Genomic DNA, 25,483 nt, shown 5'->3' on the forward strand with positions numbered 1-25,483 from the left:
CTTCTCGCATCGTGTCCGAAATATCGGACAAACGCCAGGGCTTCCTGGCCATGATCAGGTGGAGGCGATCGGTGCTGCGTCGCACGTCAGGACAGCTCGCGATGGACCGGCTCGGCTACCCCACGCCGTCGGCCCCGGTGCCCGGCTCGCCCCTCGCCTTCCCCGACGGCGGGACCTGGCGTACCGAGGTGCCGTCCTGCGAGGGGCCCGCGGTCCTTGAGGCGGTGCTCGCGGAAAGCGCTCGCCTGGAGGTGCCGATCCACCGCGTCAGCCAGGGCAGCGGCGTGTGGATGCTCACCGACGCCGAGATCGGCGAGATGGTCTCGGTCTGCGCCGAGGCGGGCGTCGAGCTGTGCCTGTTCCTCGGCCCTCGCGGCACCTGGGGCCCCGGCTCCGTGCCCGTCGCCGGGCCCCGCGCCCGCGGCCGGGACCAGGTCGCCGGGTGCCTCGACGACGCCCGGCGCGCGGTGGACCTCGGCGTACGCTGCCTGCTCGTCGCCGACGAGGGCGTGCTGTGGGCGCTGCACCGCATGCGCGAGGCCGGCGAGCTGCCCGCGGACGCCACCTTCAAGGTCTCCGCGCTGGTCGGCCCGGTCAACCCGGTGACGTTCGCCCTGTGGGAGCACCTCGGCGCCGACTCCGTCAACGTGCCCAGCGACCTGACCATCGCCGAGCTCGCCGACATGCGCGCCGCCGCCCGCGTGCCGATGGACTTCTACGTCGAGGCCCCCGACGGCCTCGGCGGGCACGTGCGGCTGGGCGACGCCGCCGAGCTGATACGCTGCGGCGCGCCCGTCTACCTGAAGTTCGGGCTGCGCAACGCGCCCGACATCTACCCCGCGGGCGACCACCTGCGCCACGTAGCCGTGAGCAGCGGCCGGGAGCGCGTACGGCGGGGTCGCCTCATCCTCGACGCCCTGGCCCGGCTCGGCGCCGCCGACGGCATGTCGCCGCTCGGCTCCCGGATGCCCGGCAAGCTCACCCGGTTCGCCGAGGTGACCCCATGAGGAGGCCACGTGAATGACCGACCACCCACAAGGCGGGCGGTGCTGGGCGCCGCGCTCGCTCTGGGAGCGCTGCCGCTGAACGGCTGCGGCGGCGGCGCCCGTACCGAGATCCGTTACTGGAACCTCTTCGGCGGCGGCGACGGCGTGCTGATGCTGAAGATGCAGGACGACTTCCGGGCGAAGAACCCCGACATCGACCTCGAAGCGGTCACCCTCGCCTGGGGCGCGCCGTACTACACCAAACTCGCCATGGCCGCCGCGGGCGGGCGCGGCCCCGACGTCGCCATCCTGCACCTGGCCCGGATGCCCGGCTACCCCGCCGGCCACCTCCTCGACGCCTTCGACGAGGAGCTGATGGCCGAGGTCGGCCTGCGCACGTCGCAGTTCCCGCCCGGCCTGCTCGAACGCGCCACCGTCGGCGGCAGGCTGTACGCGCTCCCGCTCGACGTCCACCCGTTCGTCATGTACTACAACACCGACCTGGCCGGGAAGGCCGGCCTGCTCGGCGCCGACGGCGAGCTCGCCCCGCTGACCGGCCCCGACCAGGTGGCCGAGGCGTTCGCCAAGGCCAAGGCGGTCACCGGCAGGTACGGCCTGTCGCTGGACAACCTCGACGTGCAGCCCTGGCGGCTGTTCTGGGGGCTGTACCGGCAGCTCGACGGCGCCATGGAACTGCCGCCCGGCGGCACGGTCGGCATCGACGACGCCAAGGCGATCCGGGCCCTGGAGTACATGCGCCGCCTCACCGCCGAGGGCCTGGCCACCGAGGGCGTCGACTACCCCGGCGCCATCGCCTCCTTCATCAACGGCGAGGCGGCCTTCCACTGGAACGGCGGCTGGGAGGTCGCCACCTTCACCGCCGCCGGGCTGCCGTACAGCATGACCAGGTTCCCGAACATCTTCGGCAACGGGCGCACCGCGGGCGACTCGCACGTGTTCGTGCTGCCGCACCAGCGCGTACGCGACCCCGAGCGCACCAGGGCGAGCTACCGGCTCATCGCCCACATGCTCAAGACCAGCGTCACCTGGGGCAGCGCGGGACACGTGCCCGCGTACCAGCCGATCCTCGGCACGCCCGAATACCTCGCGCTCAAGCCGCAGTCGGAGTACCGCGACGTCACCCCGGACGTCCAGCTCGACCCGCCCGCCTGGTTCAGCGGCTCCGGCTCCGACTTCCAGAACCAGGGCGGCGCCGCCTTCCAGGGCGTGCTCAGCGGCGAGCTCACGCCCGAGGAGGGCCTGGCCCGGTTCAAGGCCGCGGTGAACAAGCTCCTGACCACCCTCAGCCCCGTCTGACGAGGACCCGAGACCATGGCGACGATCACCGCACCCACCCCCGCGCCCGCCACCACCCCGGCCGGGCGCAGGCTCCCGCCGTGGCGGCGCGTCCCCGCCGGGCTGCTGTTCACCCTCCCCTTCCTCGTCTTCTACGTGGCCTTCCTGGTCTGGCCCACCCTCTCGGCGCTCTACCTGAGCTTCTTCAACGAAAGCCTCACCGGCACCCGCGGCGAATGGGTCGGCCTGGCCAACTGGGCCGAGATGTTCGGCGACTCGGCCATGTGGGCCTCCTTCGGCAACACCCTGTACTTCACCCTGCTCACCACGCCGCCGCTGGTGGTGCTCGGCCTGGTCATGGCGCTGCTCACCAACCGCGCCATGCCACTGCGGTGGCTGTGGCGGATGTCGTTCTTCGCGCCGTTCCTGCTGCCGGCCAGCGTCGTCGCGCTGATCTGGATCTGGCTGTTCCAGCCCGGCTTCGGCCTGGTCAACGACACGCTCACCCGGATCGGCCTGGCCGAGCTGGGCTGGCTCACCGAGCCCGAACTCGCCATGGTCTCCGTCGCCATCGCCACCGTCTGGTGGACCGTCGGCTTCAACTACCTGCTCTACCTGGCCGCCCTGCAGCAGATCCCGCAACACCTGTACGACGCCGCCGCCATCGACGGCGCCGGATGGTGGCAGCGGCTGCGCTCGGTCACGCTGCCCATGCTCCGGCGCACCACCGGCCTGGTGATCGTGCTGCAGATCCTCGCCTCGCTGCGCGTGTTCGACCAGATCTACCTGCTCTACCAGGGCACCGGCGGCCCCGGCTTCGCCGCCCGGCCGATCCTGGAGCACGTCTACACCACGGCCTTCACCAACTTCAGGTTCGGGTACGCCTCGGCGATCTCCACCTTCTTCTTCGCGCTGATCGTGGCGGTGTCGGCCGTACAGCTCAAGCTCTTCGCGAGAAAGGGCCCGGACCGGTGACGACGACGACCGCACCCCCGCCCGCCACCCACTGGGCCACCCGCGCCTGGAACGCCGCCGGGCTGATCGTCACCGCGATCATCGCCCTGCTCTGGCTCGCGCCGCTGCTGTGGGCCGCCAACACCGCGTTCAAACCGGAGGGCGAGACCACCCTCATCCCGCTCACCTGGTGGTCGGAGAACTTCACCTGGGAGGCGTTCGAGAAGACCTTCATCCAGAGCAACATGCTGCGCTGGTTCCTCAACAGCACCGTGGTCGCGGTCGGCGTCACCGCCCTGGTCCTGATCACCGCGGCCATGGCGGCGTACGGGTTCTCGCGCACCCGCTTCCGCGGCAAGGGCGCGGTCTTCGCCTTCGTCGTCGCCGGCGTCATGGTCCCACCGCAGGTGCTCGTCGTGCCCCTGTACGACGAGATGCTCGCCCTCGGCCTGGTGGACACCTACTGGGCCATGATCCTGCCCCAGGTCGCCGCCCCCGTGATGGTCTTCATCCTGAAGAAGTTCTTCGACGGCATCCCGCACGAACTGGAGGAGGCCGCCCGCGTGGACGGCGCCTCGCAGTGGCGGATCTTCTGGCAGGTGGTGCTCCCGCTCTCCCGCCCCGCCCTGGCCGCCGTGGGCATCTTCACCTTCATCTTCACCTGGAACAACTTCTTCTGGCCGTTCCTGGCCGTCTCCGACCCCGACCTGATGACCATCCCCGTCGGCCTGGCCACCATCCAGAGCTCCTACGGCCTGCGCTACGCCCAGATCATGGCCTCGGCCGTCCTGGGCGGCCTGCCCCTCCTGATCGCCTACGTCTTCTTCCAGCGCAACATCATCCGCTCGATAGCCCACACCGGCCTCAGCGGCACATGACCCCCACCCCCTCGCCCCGATAACCGATTCTGCGCCAGGCCCCCGACTCCGATACACTTCTCCCATCGCACGGGGCTATAGCGCAGTTGGTAGCGCGCCTCCATGGCATGGAGGAGGTCTGGGGTTCGAATCCCCATAGCTCCACCACAGCGGCCGTCCCGAGACGGCCGGAGAAGACACATCGAGAGCCCGGCCGGTCGGCCGGGCTCTCGGCGTTTCAATCCCGGCATACCTGATGAGCCGAGCACGTCCGGCACGGCCTTGCGCAGGTGCTCCAGGCTCTCGCGGGCGGCCTCCAAGCGCCAGGCCGGCGCTGCCGGTCAGCGTGCCGTCGCGCTTGACCACCCTGCCGTCCACGACCACGTGCCGGACCAGCCCGGGGTGGGCGCCGAGCAGCAGCGACGCGGCCGGGTCGAGGGAGGGGGCCATGCCCACGCCGTCGGCGGCCACCACGATCAGGTCCGCGCATGCCCGGCGCCGGCGTGCCGGCCCGGCCGGACACCCCGGCGACGGCGGCGCGCGCTCAGCCCGGTCGTGATCCCGGCCCGAAAGAAGCTCGCGGGGAGTCGTGGCCGGGTCAGCCCGGCCGGTGCGTGCCCACGTTGAGGATGAGGCCGGCTGACACGGGGGCGTCGGCGGGGGAGCAGTGGGCCGGCAGCGGGGGCAGGGTGGTCGGGACGCCTCCGAGTGTGAGGGTGAGGTCGTAGGCGCAGGGCGGGGGGTTGGCGGCGGCGGGGGTGGCCGGGAGCAGGGGGAAGAGGGCCGCCGCGAGGGCGGCCGGGAGGACGGCTCGGCGCATGTGAGGTCCGTTCCGGTTGGAGGCTGCACAAGGGGCGTGGGGGGTGTTTCCGGGTTCGCCGGTCGCGGAACGTGTCCTCGTGGTTACGTTGTGCTGCTCTCCGGGGCGCGCAGGCCGTCGAGGAAGAGGTCCAGGCAGCGGCGCCAGGTGTCGGGGGCGGTGTCGATCGACTCGCGGATCACCTGCGACACCGCCCACACCAGGGTGACCAGGTCCTGCGGTTCGAAGTCGGGGCGCAGGCGGCCGCTGCGCTTGGCCCGCTCGATGATCTGACCGGCCTGCTCGAAGCCGCGCGTGCAGGCCGCGGACGCCTCGGCGGTGAGCCGCCACTGCGCGGCCACGGCGTCGTTGAGGCCGCGGTCCTGGGCCTGGAGGGCGAAGAGCCCTTCGAGGAAGGAGACCAGGCCGTGCCAGGGGTCGGGGTCGGCGAGGGCGGAGTCGATGACGCGGTCGAGGGCGGCCAGCCGGTCGGGGAAGATCGCCTCGAACAGGGCGTCGCGGGTGGGGAAGTGGTTGTAGAGCGTGCCGATGCTGACCCCGGCCCGGCGCGCGATCTCCTCCAGTGGCGCGTTCATGCCGCGCTCGCCGAACACCTGTGTCGCGGCGGCGAGGAGTTTGTCGCGGTTGCGCGCGGCGTCGGCCCGCAGCGGCTTGGTTCCGGCTGCCATGTCCCCATCATACGAAGTTGAGGGTTGTTTCAAGTTCTGTGCTAGGGTTGGGGCGGAAGAGAATTTGAGGATACCCTCAAGTTGAGGAGGTACTGCCATGTCCGCAGTCGCCCAAGCGCGCGGGACCGCCGTGGTCGTCGGGGTCGGGCCGGGGCTCGGCATGTCCATGGCGCGAAGGTTCGGGCGCGAGGGGTACCGGGTGGCGCTGATCTCGCGCACCGGCGCCCGGCACGCGGGGTACGTCGCGGAGCTGGCCGGGGAGGGGATCGAGGCGTCCGCGCACGCCGCCGACGTGCGCGACCGCGACCGGCTGCTCGCCGTGCTCGACGCGGTGTCCGAGCGGCACGGCGGCGTGGACCTCGTCTACTACGGGCCCGGTGCCGCCGACGCGGAGCCGAAGCCCGGCCCCATCGAGGCGGTGGACGCGGGGAGCGTGCGGAAGGCGATGGAGTGGGTGTACCCGGCCGTCGAGGTGGCCGGCCGGGTGCTGCCGGGGATGATCGAGCGCGGCGCGGGCGGGCTGCTGTTCGCCGGCGGCCTCAGCGCGGTCATGCCGATGCCGCCGCTCGGCGCCCTGGCGGTGTCCTCGGCGGCGCTGCGCAACTACGCCGTGACCCTGAACGCCGCGCTGGCCGACACGGGCGTGTACGCCGGGACGCTCATCATCGGCGGCCTCATCGAGCGCGGTGACATCCACGCCCTGGTGATGTCGCAGCCGGACCGGTTCGGGGACGTGGGCGCCCGCTCGCTCGACCCCGACGAGATCGCCGGCGTCGCCTGGGACATGTTCGTCAAGCGCGACCGGGCCGAGGAGACGTTCAGCGCCTTCGGGTGAGCGTCACCAGGCGCCCCCGCCACCGCCCCCGCCCCCGCCGGAGTCGCTGGACCCGCTCGACCCGCTGCCGCTGGAGGACCAGGAGGACGAGCCGTGGCCGCGGTGGGAGCGGCGGTACGACGACCGGGGGCGGGCGCCCCCGGAGCCCCAGAACCGGTTCATCAGGAACGACAGCGCGATCAGCCCGGCCACCACCAGCGCGATCTGCAGCAGCGGCCCATCCGAGGAACCCGACTCCGCGGACGACTCGGCGGAGCCGCAGCCGCCGGTCCCCCGGGTGTACCGCTCGTCGTCCCACGCGCCGTCGCGCAGTGCCTGGAGCTGCGAGTCGCCGTCGCCGTCAGAGCGCCGGTCGGAGCGCCGGTCGCCGGACCCCTCCTCGGGCAGGTCCAGGGCCCGGGTGGGGAAGGCGACGTCGAGGGCGAGCAGGGTGCCGGGCCGTACGTTCTCCGCCTGGGCCGTCGTGACACGGGTGGAGGCGTCCACCTTGGCGGTCAGCCCCGAGCCCGTCTCGGTGAAGGCGGCGTACACGTCGCCCTCGCGCTTCCTGCCGGCGTCCGGCACGCGCACGGTCACCCACAGCCGGTCGAGCGGCTGCTGCCACCTGGCGCCCCACACCGGCAGATGCAGGAACGCGTGCTCGCGGTAGACCTCCACCGCGTCGGCCAGCGTGTACGTCACCCGGAACGTCCTGGTCGAGCCGGGTGCCGCGTCGAAGTACCACACGATGCGGTGGGTGAAGGCGAACGCGCAGGACGTCTCGGCGTACGTGCCCGCCGGGCGCTCCACCCCGAGCTCCGGGGTGCCCTCCTCACGATAGGGCGTGCCGTTCTCGCTCACCCGGACGTCCGACAGCGAACTGTCGCCGCCCAGCGGCACGTCCACGTACGCCCCGTGGCCCTCGCCGGTGAAGCGGAAGGTGTGGTCCTCCGTGACGAGCACGGTGCCGTCGTCGCGCACGTCGGCCGTGACGACCGTCTCGGGCAGCGTGTAGACCGGCGCCGCCGCGGCGGCGGGCGCCGGTGCGAGCCCCGCCAGGGCGATGGCCGCGCCCAGGGCGGGCGCCATGAGCGCGAGCGCGGCCCTCCGGCCCGGCCGTCGTGAGTGGTCGCCGTCGTCCATGCCATGCCCCCAGTGCCCCCCGCGTGCCGTCCCCTGTGCCGGCTACGCGCCCCTTCGGGGAATCGCCGTTTTCGTGACGTTGGTTATGACGCCGCCGGAGGGGGCGTGGTTCGGGATCGATCCCATCCGGCAGCGGGGACGCCTGCCGGGAAACGGGATACTGAAGGACATGCGGTTCGGCGTTCTCGGCACCACCGAGGCCCTGCTCGACGACGGGCGGCGCCTTCCCGTCGGCGGCCCCGGGGTGCGGGCGCTGCTGGCCATGCTGCTGCTCGGCGCGGGCCGGGTCGTCACCGCGGAGCACCTGATCGACGGCCTGTACGGCGCCGACCCGCCCGCGGGCGCGACCAACGCGCTGCAGTCGCACGTCTCCAGGCTCCGGCAGGTGCTCAAGGCGGGCCCGGTCGCGGTCGAGTACCACGCAGCCGGCTACCGCCTCGCCGTCGATCCCGGTGACGTGGACGCGCACCGGTTCGAGCGGCTGGCCGAGCGCGGCCGGGCGGCCCGCGCCGCGGGCGAGCACGCCGAGGCGGCGGCCCTGCTGCGCGAGGCACTGGCGCTGTGGCGCGGCCCCGCGCTCGCCGACGTGCGCGACGCGCCGTTCGCGGCGGCCCAGGCCGTACGCCTGGAGGAGCTGCGCCTGGCCGCCCTCGAAGACCGCGCCGAGGCCGACCTGGCCCTGCGCGGCGTTCCGGGGAGCGAGCGGCACGGGGCGCTGGTGGCCGAGCTGCGCGACCTGGTGGCGGCGCATCCGCTGCGGGAGCGGCTGCGCGGGCAGCTCATGCGGGCGCTGCACGCCGAGGGCCGCCGGGCGGAGGCGCTGGAGGTCTTCGAGGACGCGCGGCGGCTGCTCGCCGACGAGCTGGGCGCCGACCCGTCGGCGGAGCTCGCGGCCGTGCACCTGGCGATCCTGCGCGCCGACGGCGGGCCGGTGACCTCCCCAGGCGCCTCCCCGGGCGCCGAGGAGGCCGGACGGCGGCGCGGGCTGCCGGAACAGCTCACCTCGTTCGTGGGACGGGCCGACGAGCTGGAGCGGGTGGGCAAGCTGCTGGCCGAGGCGCGACTGGTCACCCTAACCGGGCCGGGAGGCGCGGGCAAGAGCCGGCTGGCGATCGAGGCGGCGGCGCGGGCGCGTGGTGAGGTGTACTTCGCGGCGCTGGCCACCCTCGCCGAGGGGCGCGAGGTGCCGCAGGCGGTGCTCGCGGCGCTGGGGCTGCGCGAGCGCGGCATCCAGTGGCCGGCCGGCGAGCAGCCGCCCGCGCAGGACGTGACCGAGCGCCTGGTCGCCGCGCTCGCCGACCGCGAGGCGCTGCTGGTGCTGGACAACTGCGAGCATGTCGTGGACGCCGCGGCGCGGCTGGCCGACCGGCTGCTCGGGGCCTGCCCCGGCCTGCGCGTCCTGGCCACCAGCCGCGAGGCGCTGGGCATCACCGGCGAGTCGCTGTGCCCGGTGCCGCCGCTGCCGCTGCCCGCCCCGGGGGCGGGGCCCGCCGAGGCCGCGGGCTCCCCGGCCGTGCGGCTGTTCGCCGATCGGGCCGCCGCGGTCTCCCCCGGCTTCCGGGTGGACGCCGCCACGGTGGCCGACGTCGTACGCGTCTGCCGTACGCTCGACGGGCTCCCGCTGGCGATCGAGCTGGCGGCGGCCAGGCTGCGCGCGCTCAGGCTCGCCGACGTGGCCGACCGGCTCGACGACCGCTTCCGGCTGCTGTCGCGCGGCTCGCGCACCGCCCAGCCGCGGCACCAGACGCTGCGCGCCGTGGTGGCCTGGAGCTGGGATCTGCTCGACCCGGCCGAGCGGGTGATGGCCGGGCGGCTCACCGTGTTCCCGGGCGGGGCCACGCTGGAGGCGGTGGCGCGGGTGTGCGGGCTGCCCGCGTACGAGGCGGAGGAACTGCTCACCGGCCTGGTGGAGAAGTCGCTGGTGGAGGCGGCGGAGGGCCGCTACCGGATGCTGGAGACGATCCGGGCCTTCTGCGCCGAGCGGCTGGGGGAGTCCGGCGAGGGCGAGGAGGCGCGGCTGCGGCGGGCGCACGCCGCGTACTACCTGGAGCTGGCCGAGACCGCGGCGCCGCGCCTGCACACCGGCGAGCAGCTCACCTGGCTGGCCCGGCTCACCGCCGAGCGGGACAACCTGTTCGCCGCGCTGCGCTGGGCGGTCGCCGAGCGCGCGACGGAGATCGGGCTGAGGCTGGTGGTCAACCTGTCGGCGTACTGGTGGCTGCGCGGGATGCGCGGCGAGGCGGCGCCGCTGGCCGCCGCCCTGCTCGATGTCGTGGGGCCGGAGCCGCCGCCGGACATGATCGAGGAGTACGCGATGTGCGTGCTGAGCGCGGTGCAGATCCCCGGCCACGTGGCCGAGCCCGCGCCGTACCTGCGCGTCGTCGAGCGCATCCTGCACAGCCGCGAGATCCCGCTGCGCCATCCGTTCCTGCTGCTGTTCTGGGGCACGATGATGGGCATGCCCGAGGACGGCTCCGCCGCCGACCTGGGCGCGCTGCGGGCCATCCTGGCCGGCGAGAGCCCGTGGGTGCGCGGGCTGATGGCCCTGGGCACCGCCTACCAGTGCCTGCTGGCCGAGGCCGAGGTCGCCGAGGCCGAGCGGATGTTCGTCGCCGCCCTGGCCTCGTTCCGCGAGTCCGGCGACCGGTGGGGCGTGGCGACCTCGCTGTGCGAGCTGGCCAAGCTGGCCGACTGGCGCGGCGAGCGCGACCGGGCCGTGGCGATGTCCGATGAGGCGACAGTGCTGATCGAGCAACTGGGCGCGAGCGAGGACATCCCGGAAATCGTCTGCCAGCGCGGCCTGATCCACCTGCGCGCCGGCGACCTCGACGCGGCGCACGCCGACTACACCCGGGCCGCCGAGCTGGCCCGGCGCGCGGCGCTGCCCGAGGCGCGGGCGCGGGCCACCGTCGGGCTGGTGGAGGTGGCGCGGCTGCGCGGCGACCTCGGCACGGCCGCGCGGCTGTGCGAGGAGGCCCTGGCCGCCGCCCCGGGCGCGTGGTTCGGCGCGGGGGAGGGGCGGGCGATGCTGTTCGTCGCCCGGGGGCGGATCGCCGCCGCGCGGGGCGAGGTGGCGGAGGCCGAGGCGTGCCACCGGCAGGCGGTCGCGTGGGCGGTCGCCAACCCGAGCTTCCCGGCCGCGGCCGATGCGGTGGAGGGCCTGGCCGGCGTCGCGGTGCTGCGGGGCGACCATCACCGGGCGGCGCTGTTGTTCGGCGCGGCCCGCGCGTGGCGCGGCACCGAGACGGTCCCGGGGCCGGACGCCGCCCGTGAGTCCGCCCTGGCCCGCGAGGCGCTGGGCGAGGAGGTGTACGCCGCCGCCCACGCCGTCGGCGCCGCGATGACCCGCGCGGAGGCCCTGGCCTTCCTCGGCCTGTGAGCCCGCCCTTTGTGCCGTCGGTGAGCCAGGCTGTGAGCCGGGTCAGTCCGTCCTGGCCATGCGGCGCATCGCCTGTGCGTACAGGCGGGCGAAGGCCCGCTGGAGCAGCACCGTGACCGGCCCGGCCGCCTTGGCGTACCAGCTCGCGGGGAGGCTGTAGGAGGTGACGGTGAACCGCACCGCGCCGTCGTCGCCCAGCTCGACCAGGAACGCCTCCTCGCCCTTGGCGGGATGGCCGGGCAGCGTGCCGTACCCGAACCCGGCGCGGCGCTTCTCCCGCAGCGTCCACACGACCCGGCACGGGATCGTGATCGGCCCGAGCCGGCACACGATGGTCGCGCCCTCCTCGGCGCGCGGCGCCGACGCGCGCGGTCGCATCCAGAGGGCGGCGTGGCCGCGCCAGCTCATCAGCGCCTCCGCCGCCCGGACGAACTCCGCCTCGCCGTGCCCCAGGATCGCCTGGTAGCGCAGGTGGCGGTAGCCGGGCGCGGGCTCGGCACCCTCGCGGGTACGGCCGACCGGCGCGTACGTGAAGCTGGTCATCTGCGGTCTCCTCGGGCGTCACAGGGGGATGGGGCGGAGGCGGAGCCAGGCCGCCAGGGCGCACAGGGCGAAGCCGAAGGCGTTGAGCACGCCGTGGGTGGCCGTCATCCACGCGATCGACGGCTTGGGCAGGCCGGTCGCCTCGCCCACCGCCCAGCTCAGGGCGAGCGGCATGGACGCCGCCAGCACCACGGCGCTCACCGCGAGGAGGGCCCGGGTCGCCCGGCCGGGCGCGCCCGAGCGTACCTCGGTGAACGTCAGCCAGGCGACCGTCCACATGCCCGCGGTCAGCACCAGCGCGCCGGCCAGCTCGGCCCACTCGGCCACGAAGTAGCCGCCGAGCACCATGAGCGTGCCCGCCGGGACGCTGAGCGCGGCCAGCCGCGCCGCCGCACCGGGGCCGGCCGCCCGCGCGACCAGGCCCGCCACCAGCGCCGCGGCGAAGCCGGCGTAGTGGAAGTGCGCCACGGTCAGCGCCAGGATCGGCGGCTCGAAGCCCCACAGGGTGCGCCCGGCCCGCTCGGCGACGAGCGCGACCGCGGCGATCGACGGGGTGGCCAGCGCGGTCGCCGCCGCCAGGCCGAGCGGCAGGGAGCGGGCGCGGGCCCAGGCGCGCGGGGCGAGCAGGGCCAGCGCGGCGGTGGCCGGCAGGTACAGCGCCGCGAGGGCCGCGGCGGGCGGGCCCGGCGGCAGCCACAGCGACACGGCCCCGGGCAGGGCTCCGGCCCACCACCAGCGCCGCATCGCCACCGGTACGGCGATCAGGCGCAGGCCCGCCGGGATCACCACGAGCATGCCGGTGGCCAGCACCACGTTGAGCAGGAGCCGCACGGAAGCCTCCACGGATGGGCTTTTGAACGCGTTCAACCCGCGGCGCCCACGCTAGCAGGCCACGGTAAATCCAGTGGCGGCGGGGCGAGGGCACTGGGAACGATGGGTTCATGTCGTTGCGCTTTCACGAGATCGCCGAGGGCGATCACCGCATACTCAACCCGTTCACGCCGGAGAAGCTGGACCTCCTGGGCGAGATCGTCCGCCCCGCCAAGGGCACCCGGATGCTCGACCTGGCCAGCGGGCGCGGAGAGCTGCTGTGCCAGTGGGCCGCGCGCTACGGCGTCGAAGGGGTCGGCGTGGACATCAGCCACGTCTTCCTCGACGGGGCGGTGCGGCGGGCGGCCGAGCTGGGCGTTGACGCCCTCGTCCGCTTCGAGCACGGCGAGGCGGGCGCGTACCTGCGCGAGACCGCGGCCGGCGCGGCGTACGACATCGTGTCCTGCCTGGGGGCGACCTGGATCGGCGGCGGGCTCGCCGGCACGATCGAGCTGATGCTGCCCGCGCTGAAGGACGGCGGGCTGCTGCTGGTCGGCGAGCCGTACTGGATCGCCGAGCCGCCGCCGGGCGCGACCGAGGCGCTGGGCTTCGGCCGGGAGGCGTTCGGCACCCTCGGCGAGACGCTGGACCGGTTCGAGTCGTGCGGGATGGAACTGCTGGAGATGGTCCTGGCCGACCAGGACAGCTGGGACCGCTACGCCGCGAGCCAGTGGTGGACGATGAGCGACTGGCTGGCCGCGAACCCCGGCGATCCGGAGGCGGGCGAGATGCGCGCGTTCCTGGACCGGGCGCGCCGGTCCTACCTGGAGTACGGCCGCGATCACCTCGGCTGGGGCGTGTTCGTGCTGCGCCGCGCCCGGACCTGACCCCGGCTACGCGGGGCGGGTGACCTGGCCGGTGAACAGGGGCGCGCAGGTGGGGGTGTGCACGATCGCGAACGCGAACGGGCGGTCGGCGCGCAGGCGCACCTCCGGCGGCGGGGGCGCGGCCACCAGGAACGCCAGCCCGGTCACCGCGGCGGCCTCGGTGCCCCACTCGTCCACGGTGACGGTCGCGCGGTGGACCGCCTGGTCGAGCCCGAGCGGGCCGGCGCCCTCGGCGAGCATGCCGGAGTAGTCGCCGCCGCCCAGCCCCAGGGCCGTCATCAGGTCCAGCGAGGAGGAGAAGTCCCAGCGGGGCAGGGCCAGGTCCACCGGCACCGGCTCCAGACCGGTCGCGACCTGCGCGAGCACGCCGGGGTCGAGCGCGGCGGCTGGCGGGGCGCCCGGCTCGGGGAGCAGCACCCACATGGCCAGCTCGCCCGGCGCGTACGGCAGCTCGACCGCCTGCGCGCCCGGCACCGCGACGTAGCGGTTCACGCCGGCGCCGCGCATGAACTCGGCCTCGGTGCTGCCACCGCCGGGCAGGGCGAACGGACCCCGCTCGGCCGGCAGCTCGGTGAACGGCCGGGCCCACTGCGCCCGCAGGTAGAGCGCGTTGGCGAGCAGCAGGCGGGTGGCCGGGTCGAGCGCGGTGAACAGGCGGTCCACCCGGCCCGCCGTACGCTCCCGGGCCCAGGCGTTGATCACCTCGGCGGCGTCGCCGGCGAAGTCCACCGTCCGCACGGCCGCGCCGTACCCGGTGGTCACCTCGCGCAGGAACCCCGGCGCGAGCGGCAGCCCCTCGCGCACGAACAGGCCGTTGGCCAGCGCGACCACCGGCGGGAGCGGTTCGGCGGCCGACTCGGCGCGGGGTGGCGGCGGGCCCTCGACGGTCACGACCGCCGAGGTCAGCCCGCTGAGCGCGGCGTGCACGCCCTCGGCCGGGAAGCCGAGCAGCCGGTCCAGCCCGGCCCCGGTGGCGCCGGACGCGCCCGCCCTGGCCATGGCCAGGGCGACCCCGACGCTCAGCGGCGAGACGACGACGTTGCCGGTGTCGCCGTCATCGCCGGCGGCGGGCTCGGTATCGGCGGGCTCGCGGAAGGAGGCGACGAGGGCATGGCCCAGCGCGGCCAGGCCGCGCACGACCTCGGCGACCGGCGCCCCCTCGGGCGTGCCGGCGCGCGCGGCCCCCTCGCCGGTTGGACGCGGGCGGTTGCTCACCGTTCCGAGCCTAACGCCCGGCGCGCCTCCGCACACGACCCCGGCCGCGTGTCAGGCCGCCGGCGTCGCCGGGGGGCGTCCGGCGGTGAACGCGGTCAGGCGGTCAGGGCGAGTGCCGCGCCCGCGCCGATCAGGGCGACCGCCCACACCACGTCCAGGTTGATCCAGGCGCGGCGCAGCACCGCGACGCCCAGCCGCTCGTAGACCAGCACCGCCACCCCGGCCAGCACGGCGAGCATGGCCAGGGTGTGCACCGCCGCGGCGGCCACCGCGCCGGCGGTGAGGGTGAGCACGGCGGTCCCGCCGCCGCCCAGGGTCACCGGCAGCAGCATCAGGCCCGCGCCGTGGGCGGACGACATCAGGAACGACCAGCCGGCCAGCTCCCAGCGGGTCACCCGCATGCCCACCCAGCGGGGGTGCCTGCGGCGTACCAGCCGCCACACGCCGAAGCCGCACACCAGCGCCGCGGCGCCGTACGCGACCGCGCGCGGCGGCGCGGCCAGCCGGGCGGCGGTGACCAGGGCCAGCGTGACCAGCACCGAGCCCGCGTGGCCGAGCACGATCGGCGGGAGCGCGCGCAGCACGGCGGCGCGCGAGCGTTCCTGCAGCCCGAGCGCGACCGCGAACAGCCAGCCCATGGCCGGGTTCAGCCCGTGGAAGGCGCCGAGCCCGGCCAGGACCAGCACCGAGACCGCATCCATGGTGCCGATCCGTCCAGCCGGGGCTCAGGGGAAGCAGTACGAGTCGGAGGACGCGTCGCCGCCCTGGAGCCGCACCTGGTGGGCGCGGCGGCCGTCGGCGGAGAAGTCGACGAAGAAGTCCGGGTCGAGCGCGATCGAGCCGTCCTCGGCGATGTCCACCTTGACCAGCCAGCTCGATATGCCGTCGGGGTAGAACACCTCGTCCCAGGAGCGGTACAGGGAGTTGGTGAAGTACGCCCGGCGCCCGTCGCGGCTGGCCTCCACCATCTGCGGGCCGCCGTTCAGCGGCCGGCCGGGGGCCTTGGGGTGCGCGGCGCGCGCCGCGATCCCGCCCAGCCGCGCCGAGCCGGTCTGCTTGGGGTTGCGAGGGTCGGACACGTCGAAGGCGAGCAGTTCGCCCGTGCCCCACGCCGACACCAGCAGGATGCGGTCGTCCAGGGTCAGCGCGATGTCGCTGACCAGCGGAGGCACCGCCCCGAACTGCTTGAGCGGCTCGGGCAGCACGGCCGGGTCGGCGGGCTCGGCCGGGATCGTGATCACCTTCTCGGCGCGCCAGGTGCCGCCGTCGAGCCACCAGGTGAAGATGTTCGCCGACAGGTCCTCCACGCTGATCACGGTGTTCACGAACCCGTGGGTCCTGGTCGGGTCGTGCGCGGGACGCAGCTCCAGGGCCATCTGGTACTGGTCGCCCAGGTCGATCTCCTGTAGGTGCACCCGCTTGCGCAGGTCCCACACGTGCAGGCGGTGGCCGTACTGGCGGCCGAGCAGCAGCTCCAGGTCGGGGCCCGCCTCGATCATGTTCGGGGTGCCCCACTCGCTGGTGATCATGGTGTCGTGGCCGAGGTGCCACCAGAAGTCGTAGTGCAGCCGCTGCGGCCCCCGGTCCACCTCCCAGCGGCCGAGCGGCTCGAACGTGTCGTGGTCCAGCATGAACACCCCGCCGGGCGCGTCGCCCTCGGCGTTGCCGAGCGCGCTGACGTAGATCGCGTCGGTGCCGCAGTGCACGGTGTGCGGACGGCTGTAGCCGGTGCGGTCCAGGATCGTCTCCGGCTCGATCGTCTTGACCAGGACGGGACGCAGCGGGTCCGGCTTGGTGTCGAAGACGTAGATCCGGGACGAGCGCAGGCCGGGCACGATCAGGTAGCGGCGCTCGACGTGCGGGTGCGGCGCGTACGGGCACAGCGCCGCGCTGCAGACGTTCCACCCGAAATGGTGGAGCTCGTCGCCGGCCACGGGCAGGTCGTGCACGTTGACGACGGTCCCGTACGCCGGCGAGCCGGGGTCGAGGTCCACCGTCGCCAGCGCGTCGGGGCGCCCGTCGCCCCCCGCGTCGAGGAGCGCGACGTAGGCGAGGAGCTCCCGAGGGGCCCGCATCGCCTCGCGGGCCGAGGGGTAGAAGGTCGGATCGGGCTGGACGAGCATGGTGCATCCCCCTTCGACGGGAACCGCTTCCCTACAAATCTTGTAGGGATTTCGGCGGATGTCCAGGGGGTCCGCTCACCGCGCCCCAGCCGGTACGGCCCGCGCCTGCTGAAAGAGGGTCAGACCGGCACGGGGACCCGCACCGGGTCCAGGTCCTTGGGCGCCGGGCCGGGATAGAGGCCGGTGAGCATCGCGGCCACCGTGTACAGGTTCCAGGCCAGCGACGGCTGCTTCACCACCGGCCCGGCGAAGATCTCGCGCAGCTTGTCCGGGCGGACGATCGGGGCCAGCGCGTCCGCGTGCTCCAGCACGAATCCGCCCAGCACCGCGCTCAGCTCCGGCCCCGGGCTCGTCCGCCAGTGCCAGCCGCCCTTGGCCGGCGGGCGTACCAGGGGCGGGGGGATGCGGCGGTGCTCACGGCGCCGCGGCGCGTCCTCGCCCGCCTCCGCCAGGAAGCGCCACGGCTTGCCGTCCACCGGGATGCGGCACAGCTCCGGGGCGAAGGTGTCGATCAGCTCGAACACCACCTCCTCCGAGCGCCGCCACAGGTGGTCCATCGTCATCGCCGGGCGTACGACGTGGGCGTCCAGGAACGGGATCACCGCGTCGCCCCGGCGCAGCGACCCGGCGCGGGCGGCGGCGTGCCAGCGGCCCACCTTGTAGGCGACGTACATGTGCTCCAGGGCCTCGAACCCGTTGTCCATCGCCTGCCACGGCGCGGCGAGCGCGCGGGCGTGCTCGTTGGCGGCGTCGGTGAACAGCTCGCCGGTCTTGAGGAAGTAGTTGTCCACCCGGCGGCGCAGCCCGCGCGGGCTCAGGTCTGTGGGCAGCAGCAGGAACCCGCTCCCGCGCAGGATCTCGCCGCTCTGCCCGGACATGGTCGGCTTGGCGCTGTAGGGCAGGTAGCCCACGATCGACTCGTACGCCGAGGTCATGCCCTCGCAGGTGCGCAGCGTCTCGTGGGTGCGCAGCAGCGGGTGCTCCACCATCACCGCGTCGCGCTTTTCGGTCTGCTTGGGCGGGATCACCGTGTGCTCGATCCCCAGCGCGGCGGCGATCGAGCGGGCGATCACCACGTCGGGGTGGTCGTCCAGGCCGTTGGTGGTGGCGCGGAACGGGATGCGGGCCGCGTGCAGCAGCGCCGCCATCAGCCGGCTGTCGCGCCCGCCGGTCAGAGCCAGGTTCACCGGCTCGGACGCGGCCCGCAGCGGCTCGACCGTGGTCAGCAGCGCGTCGGCGAGGTCCTCCACCAGCGCCTTGCGCCCCTTGGGATCGGCGGGCGCGGGGCGGGCGTGCGGCAGCGGGAACGTCGTGATCGTACGCCGGCCGTCGCGGATGGTGATCGAGGACGAGGGCGGCAGCGCGGTGACGCCCAGGAACGGGGTCTCGTCCGACAGGAAGTAGCCCTGGCGCACCATCATCTCCAGGGCGAGCACGTCCCACTCGACCCGGCCCCGGGCGGCGAGGTGGACGAGGAGGGCGCGGTTGCCGACGACGTACAGGTCGGGGGTCTCGGCGTGGAAGACCGGGCAGGCGCGGGTGATCGAGGTGGCCGCGCTCAGCTCGCCGTCCTCGCCGGCGCGGAACGCCGCCAGGCACCCCGGCAGCGCGTCGGTGGTCACGCCCAGGTTCTCCGCCCGCAGCAGCCGGGCCACGTCCGGCGGCGCGGACAGGTAGCCGCTCACCCCGACGGCGCGCCGGCCGGCCGGATCCACGGTGAGGGTGCCGGGCGTACGGGTGTCGTCGGGCTCGTTGGTCCAGGCCAGCAGCGACACCCCCGTGCCGTGCCACTCCGCCGGCCGGATCGCCTCGCGCGGGACGGGGAAGGCGACCTCGATCGAGGCGCGCGCCAGGTCGAGGACGGCGGTGGGCACCCGCGCCCCCGGACGCTTGACCGCCACTCCCAGATAGACCCGCACGGACGACTCCCCACACCGGCGACACGACAGTGCATAGACCTATCGCACAAATCACCGCATTCACCACCCGCCACAGAAACCGGGACCCGCGCTCCAGGAGCTCGCCACCCTCCTGGGCCGGGCCCATGACCTGCTCTGATCCTCACGGTTACAGCCATGGCCCCAAGTTCGGATACACTGACGACACACCCAAGGGGCTATAGCGCAGTTGGTAGCGCGCCTCCATGGCATGGAGGAGGTCTGGGGTTCGAATCCCCATAGCTCCACAAGCATCGAAGGCGTCCGAGCGGCCTCGCTCGGACGCCTTTCTCATGCCCGCTCACGGCTCCTGTTGTCCTGGGCCGGCCGCCGCCCCAGCGGCTCGCCGGCCGGCGTGGCCGGGTCCGGTGAACGTTTCACGGGCGTGCGGCGCGCGGCCTGCGGTTTCGGGCCCGTCCCGGCCCGGGGAGCGCGGCGATCTTCTCGGCGCGCGGGCCGCGATGCGATGCTGCCCCTGCCGGTCGGGGGAACGTCGTTCGCAGACCTCCTTGGAGGAACCATGCGCAAGGTCCGGGCACTGCTCGTCTCGGCACTGCTGGCCACCGGCCTGCTGTGGGCCGCCGCCGCGCCCGCACACGCCGAGCCCACCATCAGGTACGTGTACGTCTACTACTCCGACTGCCTCTACGGCGGGCAGTTCGGCATCAACGCCGGCTGGTGGACCAGCTTCAGTTGCGTCTACCAGACCTGGCCCGGCAGCACGGAGGGCAGGTACTTCCTCTACGCCTGAGCCCGCAGCACCTCCAGGGCCAGGGCGGTCAGCTCCTCGGCCCGGTGGGGGCGGGACCGGGTCAGCGGCAGGCGTACCAGGTCGTTGACCAGCGTGAGCGCGCCGTGCGTCAGGGCCAGGGCCTCGGGCTGGGACAGCTCCGGGCGCACCGCGCGCAGCAGGCGGGTCCACTCCGCGACGTACAGGTGCTGCTTGCGGCGGTTCGCGTGCCGTTCCTCCGCGGGCAGGTGGATGACCTCGGTGATCAGCACGCCGATCAGGTCCGGGTGGCCGGCGGCGAAGTCCGCGTAGGACGCCACGACCGCCGGGAGGGCGTCGGCCGGGGCGGGGGCGCCCGTCAGCGCGCGGTCCAGCGCGAGCTGGAGCGCGTCGTCGCCCCGGTTCAGCGCCGTGACGAGGATCTCGGTCTTGCTGGCGAAGTGCTTGTAGACGGTGGGGCCGGTGACGCCGGTCGCGGCGCCGATGTCGTCGTTGGACACCGCCGCGAAGCCGTGGCGGGCGAAAAGGTGGATGGCGGCGGCGAGGATCGCCTCGCGCCGGGAGGCGCGCTCGCGCGGGGCCTCCTGCGGGACCGGCACGGGCGGCGCGGCCACCGGCGCGGTGCTGCGCGCCACCGCGGCCAGCATGCCGCGCAGCAGCGCCGGATACCCCTCGAAGGAGGCCCGGTGGTACGACGGGCTGCTCACCACCGCCGTGATCGCCCAGGAGAGCAGGCGGGCCTCGTCCTCGCCCAGCTCCGGGCGCTCCTCGGCCAGCAGCCGCGCGGTGTGCTCGCAGCCGCGCCGCAGCCGGGCGCGGAACTCGGCCCGCTCGGGCGCGTTGAGGTTGCGCGACTCGCGCTGCCACAGCACGCCCAGCTCGCGCCGCTCCAGCGCCAGGGCGACCATGGCGTCCAGCAGCTCCCCCAAGCCGGCCGGCGAGGCCGCCTCGTACGCCGCCAGCCCGCTGTCGATGACATGCCAGAGCAGGTCGTGCTTGCCGCGGAAGTGCTTGTAGAGGGCGGGGCCGGAGATGCCGACGGCGGCGGCGATGCCGTCCACGCCCACCCCGTGGTAGCCGTGCTCGTGGAACAGGGCGGCGGCGGTGCGCAGGATCTGCGCCCTGCGGTCGCGCGGCCTGGCCCGCACCGTCGCCTTCCCGTTCATGGCCGCCATCGTAGACGGGCGCTCAGTTGACCCGGCGATCCGCGGCCTCCCAGTACGGCCTGCGCAGCTCGCGCTTGAGGATCTTCCCGGCCGCCGACAGCGGGAGCGCCTCGACGAACTCGCAACTGCACGGCGCCTTGTAGCCCGCGATCAGGCCCCGGCAGTGCTCGCGCAGCTCGGCCGCCGAGGCCGTCGCCCCGGGCCGGAGCACGACCACCGCGTGCACCCGTTCGCCCCACCGGGGGTCGGGCACGCCGATCACCGCGCACTGGGCCACGGCCGGATGGGTGGCCAGGGCGTTCTCCACCTCGGCGGAGTAGACGTTCTCGCCGCCGGTGATGATCATGTCCTTGATCCGGTCCACGATGTGGAGGTAGCCGTCCTCGTCGAGGTAGCCGCCGTCGCCGGTGTGCATCCAACCGCCGCGCAGCGCCTCGGCCGTCTCCTCCGGCTTACCCCAGTAGCCCAGCATGACGTTGCCGCCCCGCACCACGACCTCGCCGACCTGGCCGGGCGGGAGCTCCCGGTCCTCGCTGTCCACCACCGCCACCTCGGCGTGCGGCGCGGGCCGGCCGGCCGAGCGCAGCCGGGTGCCCTCCTCGTGGTCGGCCGGGGTGAGCACGGTGGCGACCGGCGCCAGCTCGGTCATCCCGTACGCCTGGGCGAACCCCGCCCGCGGGAAGACCTTCATCGCCCGCCGCAGCAGGCTCTCGCTGATCGGCGAGGCGCCGTAGACCACGCTGCGCACGCAGGACAGGTCGTGCTCGGCCGCTTCGGGGTGGTCGATCAGCATCTGGATCATCGTGGGCACGAGCAGCAGGTAACTCACCCGGTGCCTGGTGATCGCCCGGATCGCCTCGGCCGGCTCGAAGGCCGGGACGATCACGTGCGCGCCGCCCACGGTGAGCTGGATGTGCCAGCCGGCCAGCGCGGCCATGTGGAACATGGGCGCGGCGAGCAGGTGCCGCCCGCCCGGCACCCCCGACGGCGCCGCGGCCTGCATGCCCAGGGTGGACATCAGCAGGTTCGCGTGGCTGATCATCGCGCCCTTGGGGAAGCCGGTGGTGCCGCCGGTGTAGAAGACGCCGAGCAGCGCGTCGCCGCCCCGCCGGGCGTCGGGGACCGGGTCGTGCGCGGCGATCAGCTCCTCGTAGCCGAGCATCCCCTCGGGCGCCGGGCCGTCGCCGAGGTGGACGACGGTGTGCACGCCCGCCTCGGCCAGGTGCGGGACGTGACCGGCGAACCGGTCGTCCACGAACAGGATGCCGGTCTGGCACTCGGCCAGCGAGTAGGCGATCTCGGGTGCGGTCCAGCGGATGTTGACCGGGTTGAGCACGCCGTTCGCCCACGGCACGGCGAGCAGGATCTCGGCGTACCGGTCGGAGTTGAGGGCCAGCACGCCGACCCGTTCGCCGTCGCGCACGCCCAGCGCGCGCAGCGCCCCGGCCAGCCGGGACACCCGGTCGGCCTGCTCCCGGAAGGTGCGCACCCGCTCGCCGAAGATCGTGGCGGGGGCGTCGGGGTCGTGCCGCAGCGAGCGGTGCAGCCCTTGGGTGAGGTACACGGGCTCCTCCTTAGGGGAGAAGAGGGGGGTCACAGAGAGCGGGCGATGAGTTCCTTCATGACCTCGTTCGCGCCGCCGTAGATCTTCTGGGCTCGCGCGTCGGCGTACATGCGCGCGATCGGGTATTCGCGCATGTAGCCGTATCCCCCGAACAGTTGCAGGCAGCGGTCGATGACCTGGCACTGCACCTCGGTCAGCCACCACTTGGCCATCGAGGCGGTGGCCGCGTCCAGCTCGCCGCGCAGGTGGCGCTCCACGCAGGAGTCGGCGAACACCCGCCCGGCGTGGGCGAGCGTGGCGCACTCGGCCAGCTCGAACCGGGTGTTCTGCATGGCGAACAGCGGCTCGCCGAACGCCCGCCGCTCCTTGACGTAGCGGACGGTGTGGGCGAGCGCCTGCTCGGCGGCGGCCACCGCGATCACGCCGATGATCAGCCGCTCCTGCGGGAGCTGCCGCATGAGCTGGACGAAGCCCTGCCCCTCGGCCCCGCCGAGCAGCGCGCCGGCGGGCACGCGCACCTCGTCGAAGAACAGCTCGGCGGTGTCGGCGGTGTGCTGGCCGATCTTGTCCAGGACGCGCCCCCGCCGGAAGCCGGGGGCGCTTGCGTCCACCAGGAACAGCGAGAGCCCGCGGGCCCGCCGGGCGGGGTCGGTGCTCGCGGCGACGAGCGCCATGTCGCAGGAGCCGCCGTTGGTGATGAACGTCTTGGCGCCGGTGATGACGTACTCGCCGCCGTCGCGCACCGCCCGGGTGGCGATCGACTGCAGGTCGGAGCCGGTGCCCGGTTCGGTCATCGCGATGGCCGCGACGACCTCGCCGGACGCCATCGGCGGCAGCCAGCGCCGCTTCTGCTCCTCGGTGCCGTACTCCGCCAGGTAGTGCGCGACGATGCCGCTGTGCACCGGGTTGCCGAACCCGTACTCCAGCGCCGCCGCCTGCTCGCGCAGGACGGCCAGGTCGTGGGCGACGGTGCCGCCACCGCCGCCGTACTCCTCCGGGACGCCGGCGCACAGCAGCCCCAGCTCGCCCGCCTTGCGCCAGAACGCGCGGTCCACGCCCCGCCGCTCCTCCCACTCCGCCCGCCGCGGCGCGGCCTCGGCGGCGAAGAACCGGCGCGCGGTCTCGGCCAGGAGCGCCACGTCGTCGCGCACCCAGGAGGATGTGTACGTCATCGTCCGGCTCCTGGATCGACAGTCCGCCGCCGCGCTGTCATGCCGCCTTCTCGTGCGTCGTGACCTTCTCGTACGTCGTGACCTTCTCGTACATCGTGACGACGCAGGCGCCGCCCAGCCCGAGGTTGTGCTGGAGCGCCAGCCGCGCCCCCTCGACCTGCCGGGCCCCGGCCCGGCCGCGGAGCTGCCAGACCAGCTCGGCGCACTGCGCGAGCCCGGTCGCGCCCAGCGGGTGCCCCTTCGACAGCAGGCCCCCCGACGGGTTGGTGACCACCCGGCCGCCGTAGGTGTTGTCGCCGTCGAGCACGAACTTCTCCGCCGTGCCCTCCGGGGTCAGCCCCAGGGCCTCGTAGGTGATCAGCTCGTTGGCGGTGAAGCAGTCGTGCAGCTCCACCACCGGCACGTCCTCGGGGCCCGCGCCGGCGGCCTCGTACACCTGGCGGGCGGCCTCGCGGGTCATGTCGTAGCCGACCACGCGGGTCATGTCGCCGGAGCCGAACGTGCTCGGCGTGTCGGTGGTGAGCGCCTGCGCCCTGATCACCACGTCCGACGGCAGGCCGTGCCGGCGGGCGAACTCCTCGCCGCACAGCACGGCCGCCGCGGCCCCGCAGGTGGGCGGGCAGCACTGCAACCGGGTGAGCGGGCCGTAGACGTGGGGCGAGGCCAGCACCTCCTCCTCGGTCACCGGCTCGCGGAAGACCGCGTACGGGTTGTGCGCCGCGTGCCTGCGCGCCTTGACCGAGATCTTGGCGAAGGTCGCCGGGTCGGTGCCGTACCTGGCCATGTACGCCGCTCCGGCCCCGCCGAACAACTGCGCGGCCAGCGGGGCGTCGGGGGCGGGCTCCTGGACCTGCGCCATCGCGTCGGTGAATCGGTCGAACACCAGCGGCCGGTCGTCCCACACGTTGCGCAGCGCGCCCGGCCGCATCTGCTCGAAGCCCACCGCGAGCACGCACTCGGCGGCGCCGCTCGCGACCGCCTGCCGGGCCAGCCACAGCGCCGAGGACCCGGTGGAGCAGTTGTTGTTGACGTTGACCACCGGAATCCCGGACAGGCCCACCTGGTACAGGACCCGCTGGCCGCTGGTCGAGTCGCCGTAGACGTAGCCCGCGTACGCCTGCTGGATCAGCTCGTACCCGGCACCGGCGTCGGCCAGCGCGGCCCGCACGGCCCGCTCGCCCATGGAGTCGTAGGTCTCGCCCGCGCTGGGCTTGGTGAACGGGATCATCCCGGCTCCCGCGACGCACACCCGGCGTTCCACAGTCGGCCTCCCTGTGCCCCGGCCCACGGCGACGTCCGCGGGCTTCTGTCGCCAGGAGGTTATTCCACATTAACTTAAGCGTGCAATAGCCCTTGTGGTAAGTGGCCCGTTTGGGTTCTCATGGTTAACCTGGAGGGGTCCGGCGCGCCCGGCGGGATGCGCCGACCCCGCGGCGCCGGCGTGCCTGCGCCGGCGTGGTCCGCCTGGGCCGGTCAGTTCTCGCAGTCGATCTCGGTGTCGCCCGCGTCCACGGTGCAGGTGTCGGTGTTGGCGCCGCCGTTGACGGTGTCGCCGGCCGCGCCGTCCAGGCCGCGCACGGTGTCGTCGCCGGCGCCGCCGTTCAGAGTGTCGGCACCGGCGTCGCCGTTGACGACGTCCTTGCCGCCCCGGGCGTCCACGGTGTCCACGCCGGCCCCGGCGCGGATCTCGTTCGCGTCGTCGTCGCCGGTGATCGTGTCGGCGCCCTTGCCGCCCCGGATGTTCTCCACGTCGGTGCCCACGTTGTCCCGCTCGCGGGCCGCGCCGTCGTTGGCCTGGCCGTCCAGCGAGACGAACACCGTGGCGAGGCGGTCGTTGTAGACCACGGTGTCCACGTTGCCGCCGCCGTTGAAGACGTCGGCGCCGTCGGCCGTCGCGTCGGCGACCATGTTGTCGGTCCCGGCGCCGCCGGTGAAGGTGTCATCGCCCGGCCCGCCGGTGAAGGTGTCGCCGCCGGAGCCCGCGGTCATGGTGTCGGCGCCATCGCCGCCCTTGACCCGGGCGCCGATCCCGGTGTTGTTGACGACGCTGTCGTCGCCGTCCCCCAGGGTGATCTGGATCACCTGGACGCCGGAGCAGCGCACCGAGTCGGCGGACACCCGCAGGCAGCCCGGGGCCGGGCGGATGACGTCGCCGCCATCCCGGACGATCACGTCCCCGTCCGCCGGGTCGATGGTGATGGAGTTGGTCTTGCCCGCGGCGGCGGTGATGTGCAGGTTCGCGGCCGTGACGCCGGCCTGGGTGTCGGCGTGCGAGGGCGCGGCCAGCACGAGCTGCGTCCCCACCGCGGCGGCGGCCAGGGCCAGGACAGAGGCGATCTTTCGCATGGCGGTTCTTCCTTCCGAGACAATGGATCGGTCGTGTCCCATTACGGGGCGAACCGCGTTCTCGGAACATGTC

22 protein-coding genes and 2 tRNA genes are annotated in these 25,483 nt (G+C 74.0%); 10 read left to right on the forward strand and 14 right to left on the reverse strand.

The window, feature by feature from the left end; genetic code table 11:
* Positions 1 to 71: 71 nt before the first annotated feature.
* The 5 genes from HNP84_RS23500 (at position 72) to HNP84_RS23515 (ending at position 4,261) form a co-directional block, all read left to right on the forward strand.
* Complete coding sequence (locus HNP84_RS23500; protein ID WP_221336642.1) at positions 72 to 1,007, forward strand: hypothetical protein; 936 nt, start codon at positions 72 to 74, stop codon at positions 1,005 to 1,007.
* A 9-nt stretch (positions 1,008 to 1,016) separates the two neighbouring features.
* Complete coding sequence (locus tag HNP84_RS23505) at positions 1,017 to 2,303, forward strand: extracellular solute-binding protein (protein ID WP_185052046.1); 1,287 nt, start codon at positions 1,017 to 1,019, stop codon at positions 2,301 to 2,303.
* Positions 2,304 to 2,318: 15 nt separating this feature from the next.
* Positions 2,319 to 3,257, forward strand: coding sequence for a carbohydrate ABC transporter permease (locus HNP84_RS51205; protein ID WP_221336643.1), 939 nt, complete (start codon positions 2,319 to 2,321; stop codon positions 3,255 to 3,257).
* Positions 3,254 to 4,114 carry a carbohydrate ABC transporter permease gene (locus tag HNP84_RS23510; protein WP_312925553.1) on the forward strand — a complete coding sequence of 287 codons (861 nt, stop codon included), beginning with the start codon at positions 3,254 to 3,256 and terminating at the stop codon, positions 4,112 to 4,114. The genes HNP84_RS51205 and HNP84_RS23510 overlap by 4 nt, the downstream gene beginning before the upstream one ends.
* A gap of 71 nt (positions 4,115 to 4,185) precedes the next feature.
* Positions 4,186 to 4,261, forward strand: a tRNA-Ala gene (locus HNP84_RS23515).
* Positions 4,262 to 4,691: 430 nt separating this feature from the next.
* On the opposite strand, the gene HNP84_RS23520 is transcribed toward HNP84_RS23515, so the two are convergent.
* Complete coding sequence (locus HNP84_RS23520) at positions 4,692 to 4,913, reverse strand: hypothetical protein (RefSeq protein WP_185052048.1); 222 nt, start codon at positions 4,911 to 4,913, stop codon at positions 4,692 to 4,694.
* 83 nt (positions 4,914 to 4,996) lie between these two features.
* The gene (locus HNP84_RS23525) at positions 4,997 to 5,581 is read right to left on the reverse strand and encodes a TetR/AcrR family transcriptional regulator (RefSeq protein ID WP_221336644.1); all 585 of its coding nucleotides are present in this window, start codon (positions 5,579 to 5,581) and stop codon (positions 4,997 to 4,999) included.
* Positions 5,582 to 5,678: 97 nt separating this feature from the next.
* Between HNP84_RS23525 and HNP84_RS23530 the strand changes: the two genes are divergently transcribed.
* A complete protein-coding gene (locus HNP84_RS23530) occupies positions 5,679 to 6,416 on the forward strand; it encodes an SDR family NAD(P)-dependent oxidoreductase (protein WP_185052050.1) in 738 nt (245 codons plus the stop codon).
* A 3-nt stretch (positions 6,417 to 6,419) separates the two neighbouring features.
* Here HNP84_RS23530 and HNP84_RS23535 read toward each other — a convergent pair whose 3' ends face one another.
* Positions 6,420 to 7,538, reverse strand: a complete 1,119-nt coding sequence (locus tag HNP84_RS23535; protein ID WP_185052051.1) for a DUF2207 domain-containing protein — start codon at positions 7,536 to 7,538, stop codon at positions 6,420 to 6,422.
* Between the two features lie 169 nt (positions 7,539 to 7,707).
* On the opposite strand from HNP84_RS23535, the gene HNP84_RS23540 reads away from it, so the two are divergent.
* Positions 7,708 to 10,917: an AfsR/SARP family transcriptional regulator gene (locus tag HNP84_RS23540; RefSeq protein WP_185052052.1), complete on the forward strand. Its 3,210-nt coding sequence runs from the start codon at positions 7,708 to 7,710 to the stop codon at positions 10,915 to 10,917.
* A gap of 42 nt (positions 10,918 to 10,959) precedes the next feature.
* Here the strand turns inward: HNP84_RS23540 and HNP84_RS23545 are convergent, their stop codons facing one another.
* Positions 10,960 to 11,460: a DUF1990 domain-containing protein gene (locus tag HNP84_RS23545; protein ID WP_185052053.1), complete on the reverse strand. Its 501-nt coding sequence runs from the start codon at positions 11,458 to 11,460 to the stop codon at positions 10,960 to 10,962.
* Positions 11,461 to 11,478: 18 nt separating this feature from the next.
* The gene (locus tag HNP84_RS23550; protein ID WP_185052054.1) at positions 11,479 to 12,291 is read right to left on the reverse strand and encodes a YndJ family transporter; all 813 of its coding nucleotides are present in this window, start codon (positions 12,289 to 12,291) and stop codon (positions 11,479 to 11,481) included.
* 110 nt (positions 12,292 to 12,401) lie between these two features.
* Between HNP84_RS23550 and HNP84_RS23555 the strand changes: the two genes are divergently transcribed.
* Positions 12,402 to 13,157: an SAM-dependent methyltransferase gene (locus tag HNP84_RS23555; protein ID WP_185052055.1), complete on the forward strand. Its 756-nt coding sequence runs from the start codon at positions 12,402 to 12,404 to the stop codon at positions 13,155 to 13,157.
* Positions 13,158 to 13,163: 6 nt separating this feature from the next.
* Here HNP84_RS23555 and HNP84_RS23560 read toward each other — a convergent pair whose 3' ends face one another.
* From HNP84_RS23560 to HNP84_RS23575, 4 genes are all read right to left on the reverse strand, one after another.
* Entirely contained in the window at positions 13,164 to 14,372 is a 1,209-nt protein-coding gene (locus tag HNP84_RS23560; RefSeq protein WP_185052056.1) for a serpin family protein, read from the reverse strand.
* 95 nt (positions 14,373 to 14,467) lie between these two features.
* Entirely contained in the window at positions 14,468 to 15,073 is a 606-nt protein-coding gene (locus tag HNP84_RS23565; RefSeq protein WP_185052057.1) for a hypothetical protein, read from the reverse strand.
* 24 nt (positions 15,074 to 15,097) lie between these two features.
* Entirely contained in the window at positions 15,098 to 16,495 is a 1,398-nt protein-coding gene (locus HNP84_RS23570; protein WP_185052058.1) for a selenium-binding protein SBP56-related protein, read from the reverse strand.
* 119 nt (positions 16,496 to 16,614) lie between these two features.
* Positions 16,615 to 18,414 carry an asparagine synthase-related protein gene (locus tag HNP84_RS23575; protein ID WP_185052059.1) on the reverse strand — a complete coding sequence of 600 codons (1,800 nt, stop codon included), beginning with the start codon at positions 18,412 to 18,414 and terminating at the stop codon, positions 16,615 to 16,617.
* A gap of 193 nt (positions 18,415 to 18,607) precedes the next feature.
* Between HNP84_RS23575 and HNP84_RS23580 the strand changes: the two genes are divergently transcribed.
* A tRNA-Ala gene (locus tag HNP84_RS23580) sits at positions 18,608 to 18,680 on the forward strand.
* Positions 18,681 to 18,952: 272 nt separating this feature from the next.
* A complete protein-coding gene (locus HNP84_RS23585) occupies positions 18,953 to 19,183 on the forward strand; it encodes a hypothetical protein (RefSeq protein WP_185052060.1) in 231 nt (76 codons plus the stop codon).
* Here the strand turns inward: HNP84_RS23585 and HNP84_RS23590 are convergent.
* From HNP84_RS23590 to HNP84_RS23610, 5 genes are all read right to left on the reverse strand, one after another.
* On the reverse strand, positions 19,174 to 20,328 hold the full coding sequence (locus HNP84_RS23590; protein ID WP_185052061.1) for a TetR/AcrR family transcriptional regulator: 1,155 nt from the start codon (positions 20,326 to 20,328) through the stop codon (positions 19,174 to 19,176). The genes HNP84_RS23585 and HNP84_RS23590 overlap by 10 nt on opposite strands.
* A 22-nt stretch (positions 20,329 to 20,350) precedes the next feature.
* Positions 20,351 to 21,892, reverse strand: coding sequence for a long-chain-fatty-acid--CoA ligase (locus HNP84_RS23595; RefSeq protein WP_185052062.1), 1,542 nt, complete (start codon positions 21,890 to 21,892; stop codon positions 20,351 to 20,353).
* A 29-nt stretch (positions 21,893 to 21,921) separates the two neighbouring features.
* A complete protein-coding gene (locus HNP84_RS23600; protein WP_185052063.1) occupies positions 21,922 to 23,064 on the reverse strand; it encodes an acyl-CoA dehydrogenase family protein in 1,143 nt (380 codons plus the stop codon).
* A gap of 37 nt (positions 23,065 to 23,101) precedes the next feature.
* Entirely contained in the window at positions 23,102 to 24,325 is a 1,224-nt protein-coding gene (locus HNP84_RS23605; protein WP_185052064.1) for a lipid-transfer protein, read from the reverse strand.
* Positions 24,326 to 24,537: 212 nt separating this feature from the next.
* A complete protein-coding gene (locus HNP84_RS23610) occupies positions 24,538 to 25,410 on the reverse strand; it encodes a calcium-binding protein (RefSeq protein ID WP_185052065.1) in 873 nt (290 codons plus the stop codon).
* Positions 25,411 to 25,483: the final 73 nt, after the last annotated feature.

It is taken from the genome of Thermocatellispora tengchongensis (assembly GCF_014202315.1).
Classification (GTDB): domain Bacteria; phylum Actinomycetota; class Actinomycetes; order Streptosporangiales; family Streptosporangiaceae; genus Thermocatellispora; species Thermocatellispora tengchongensis.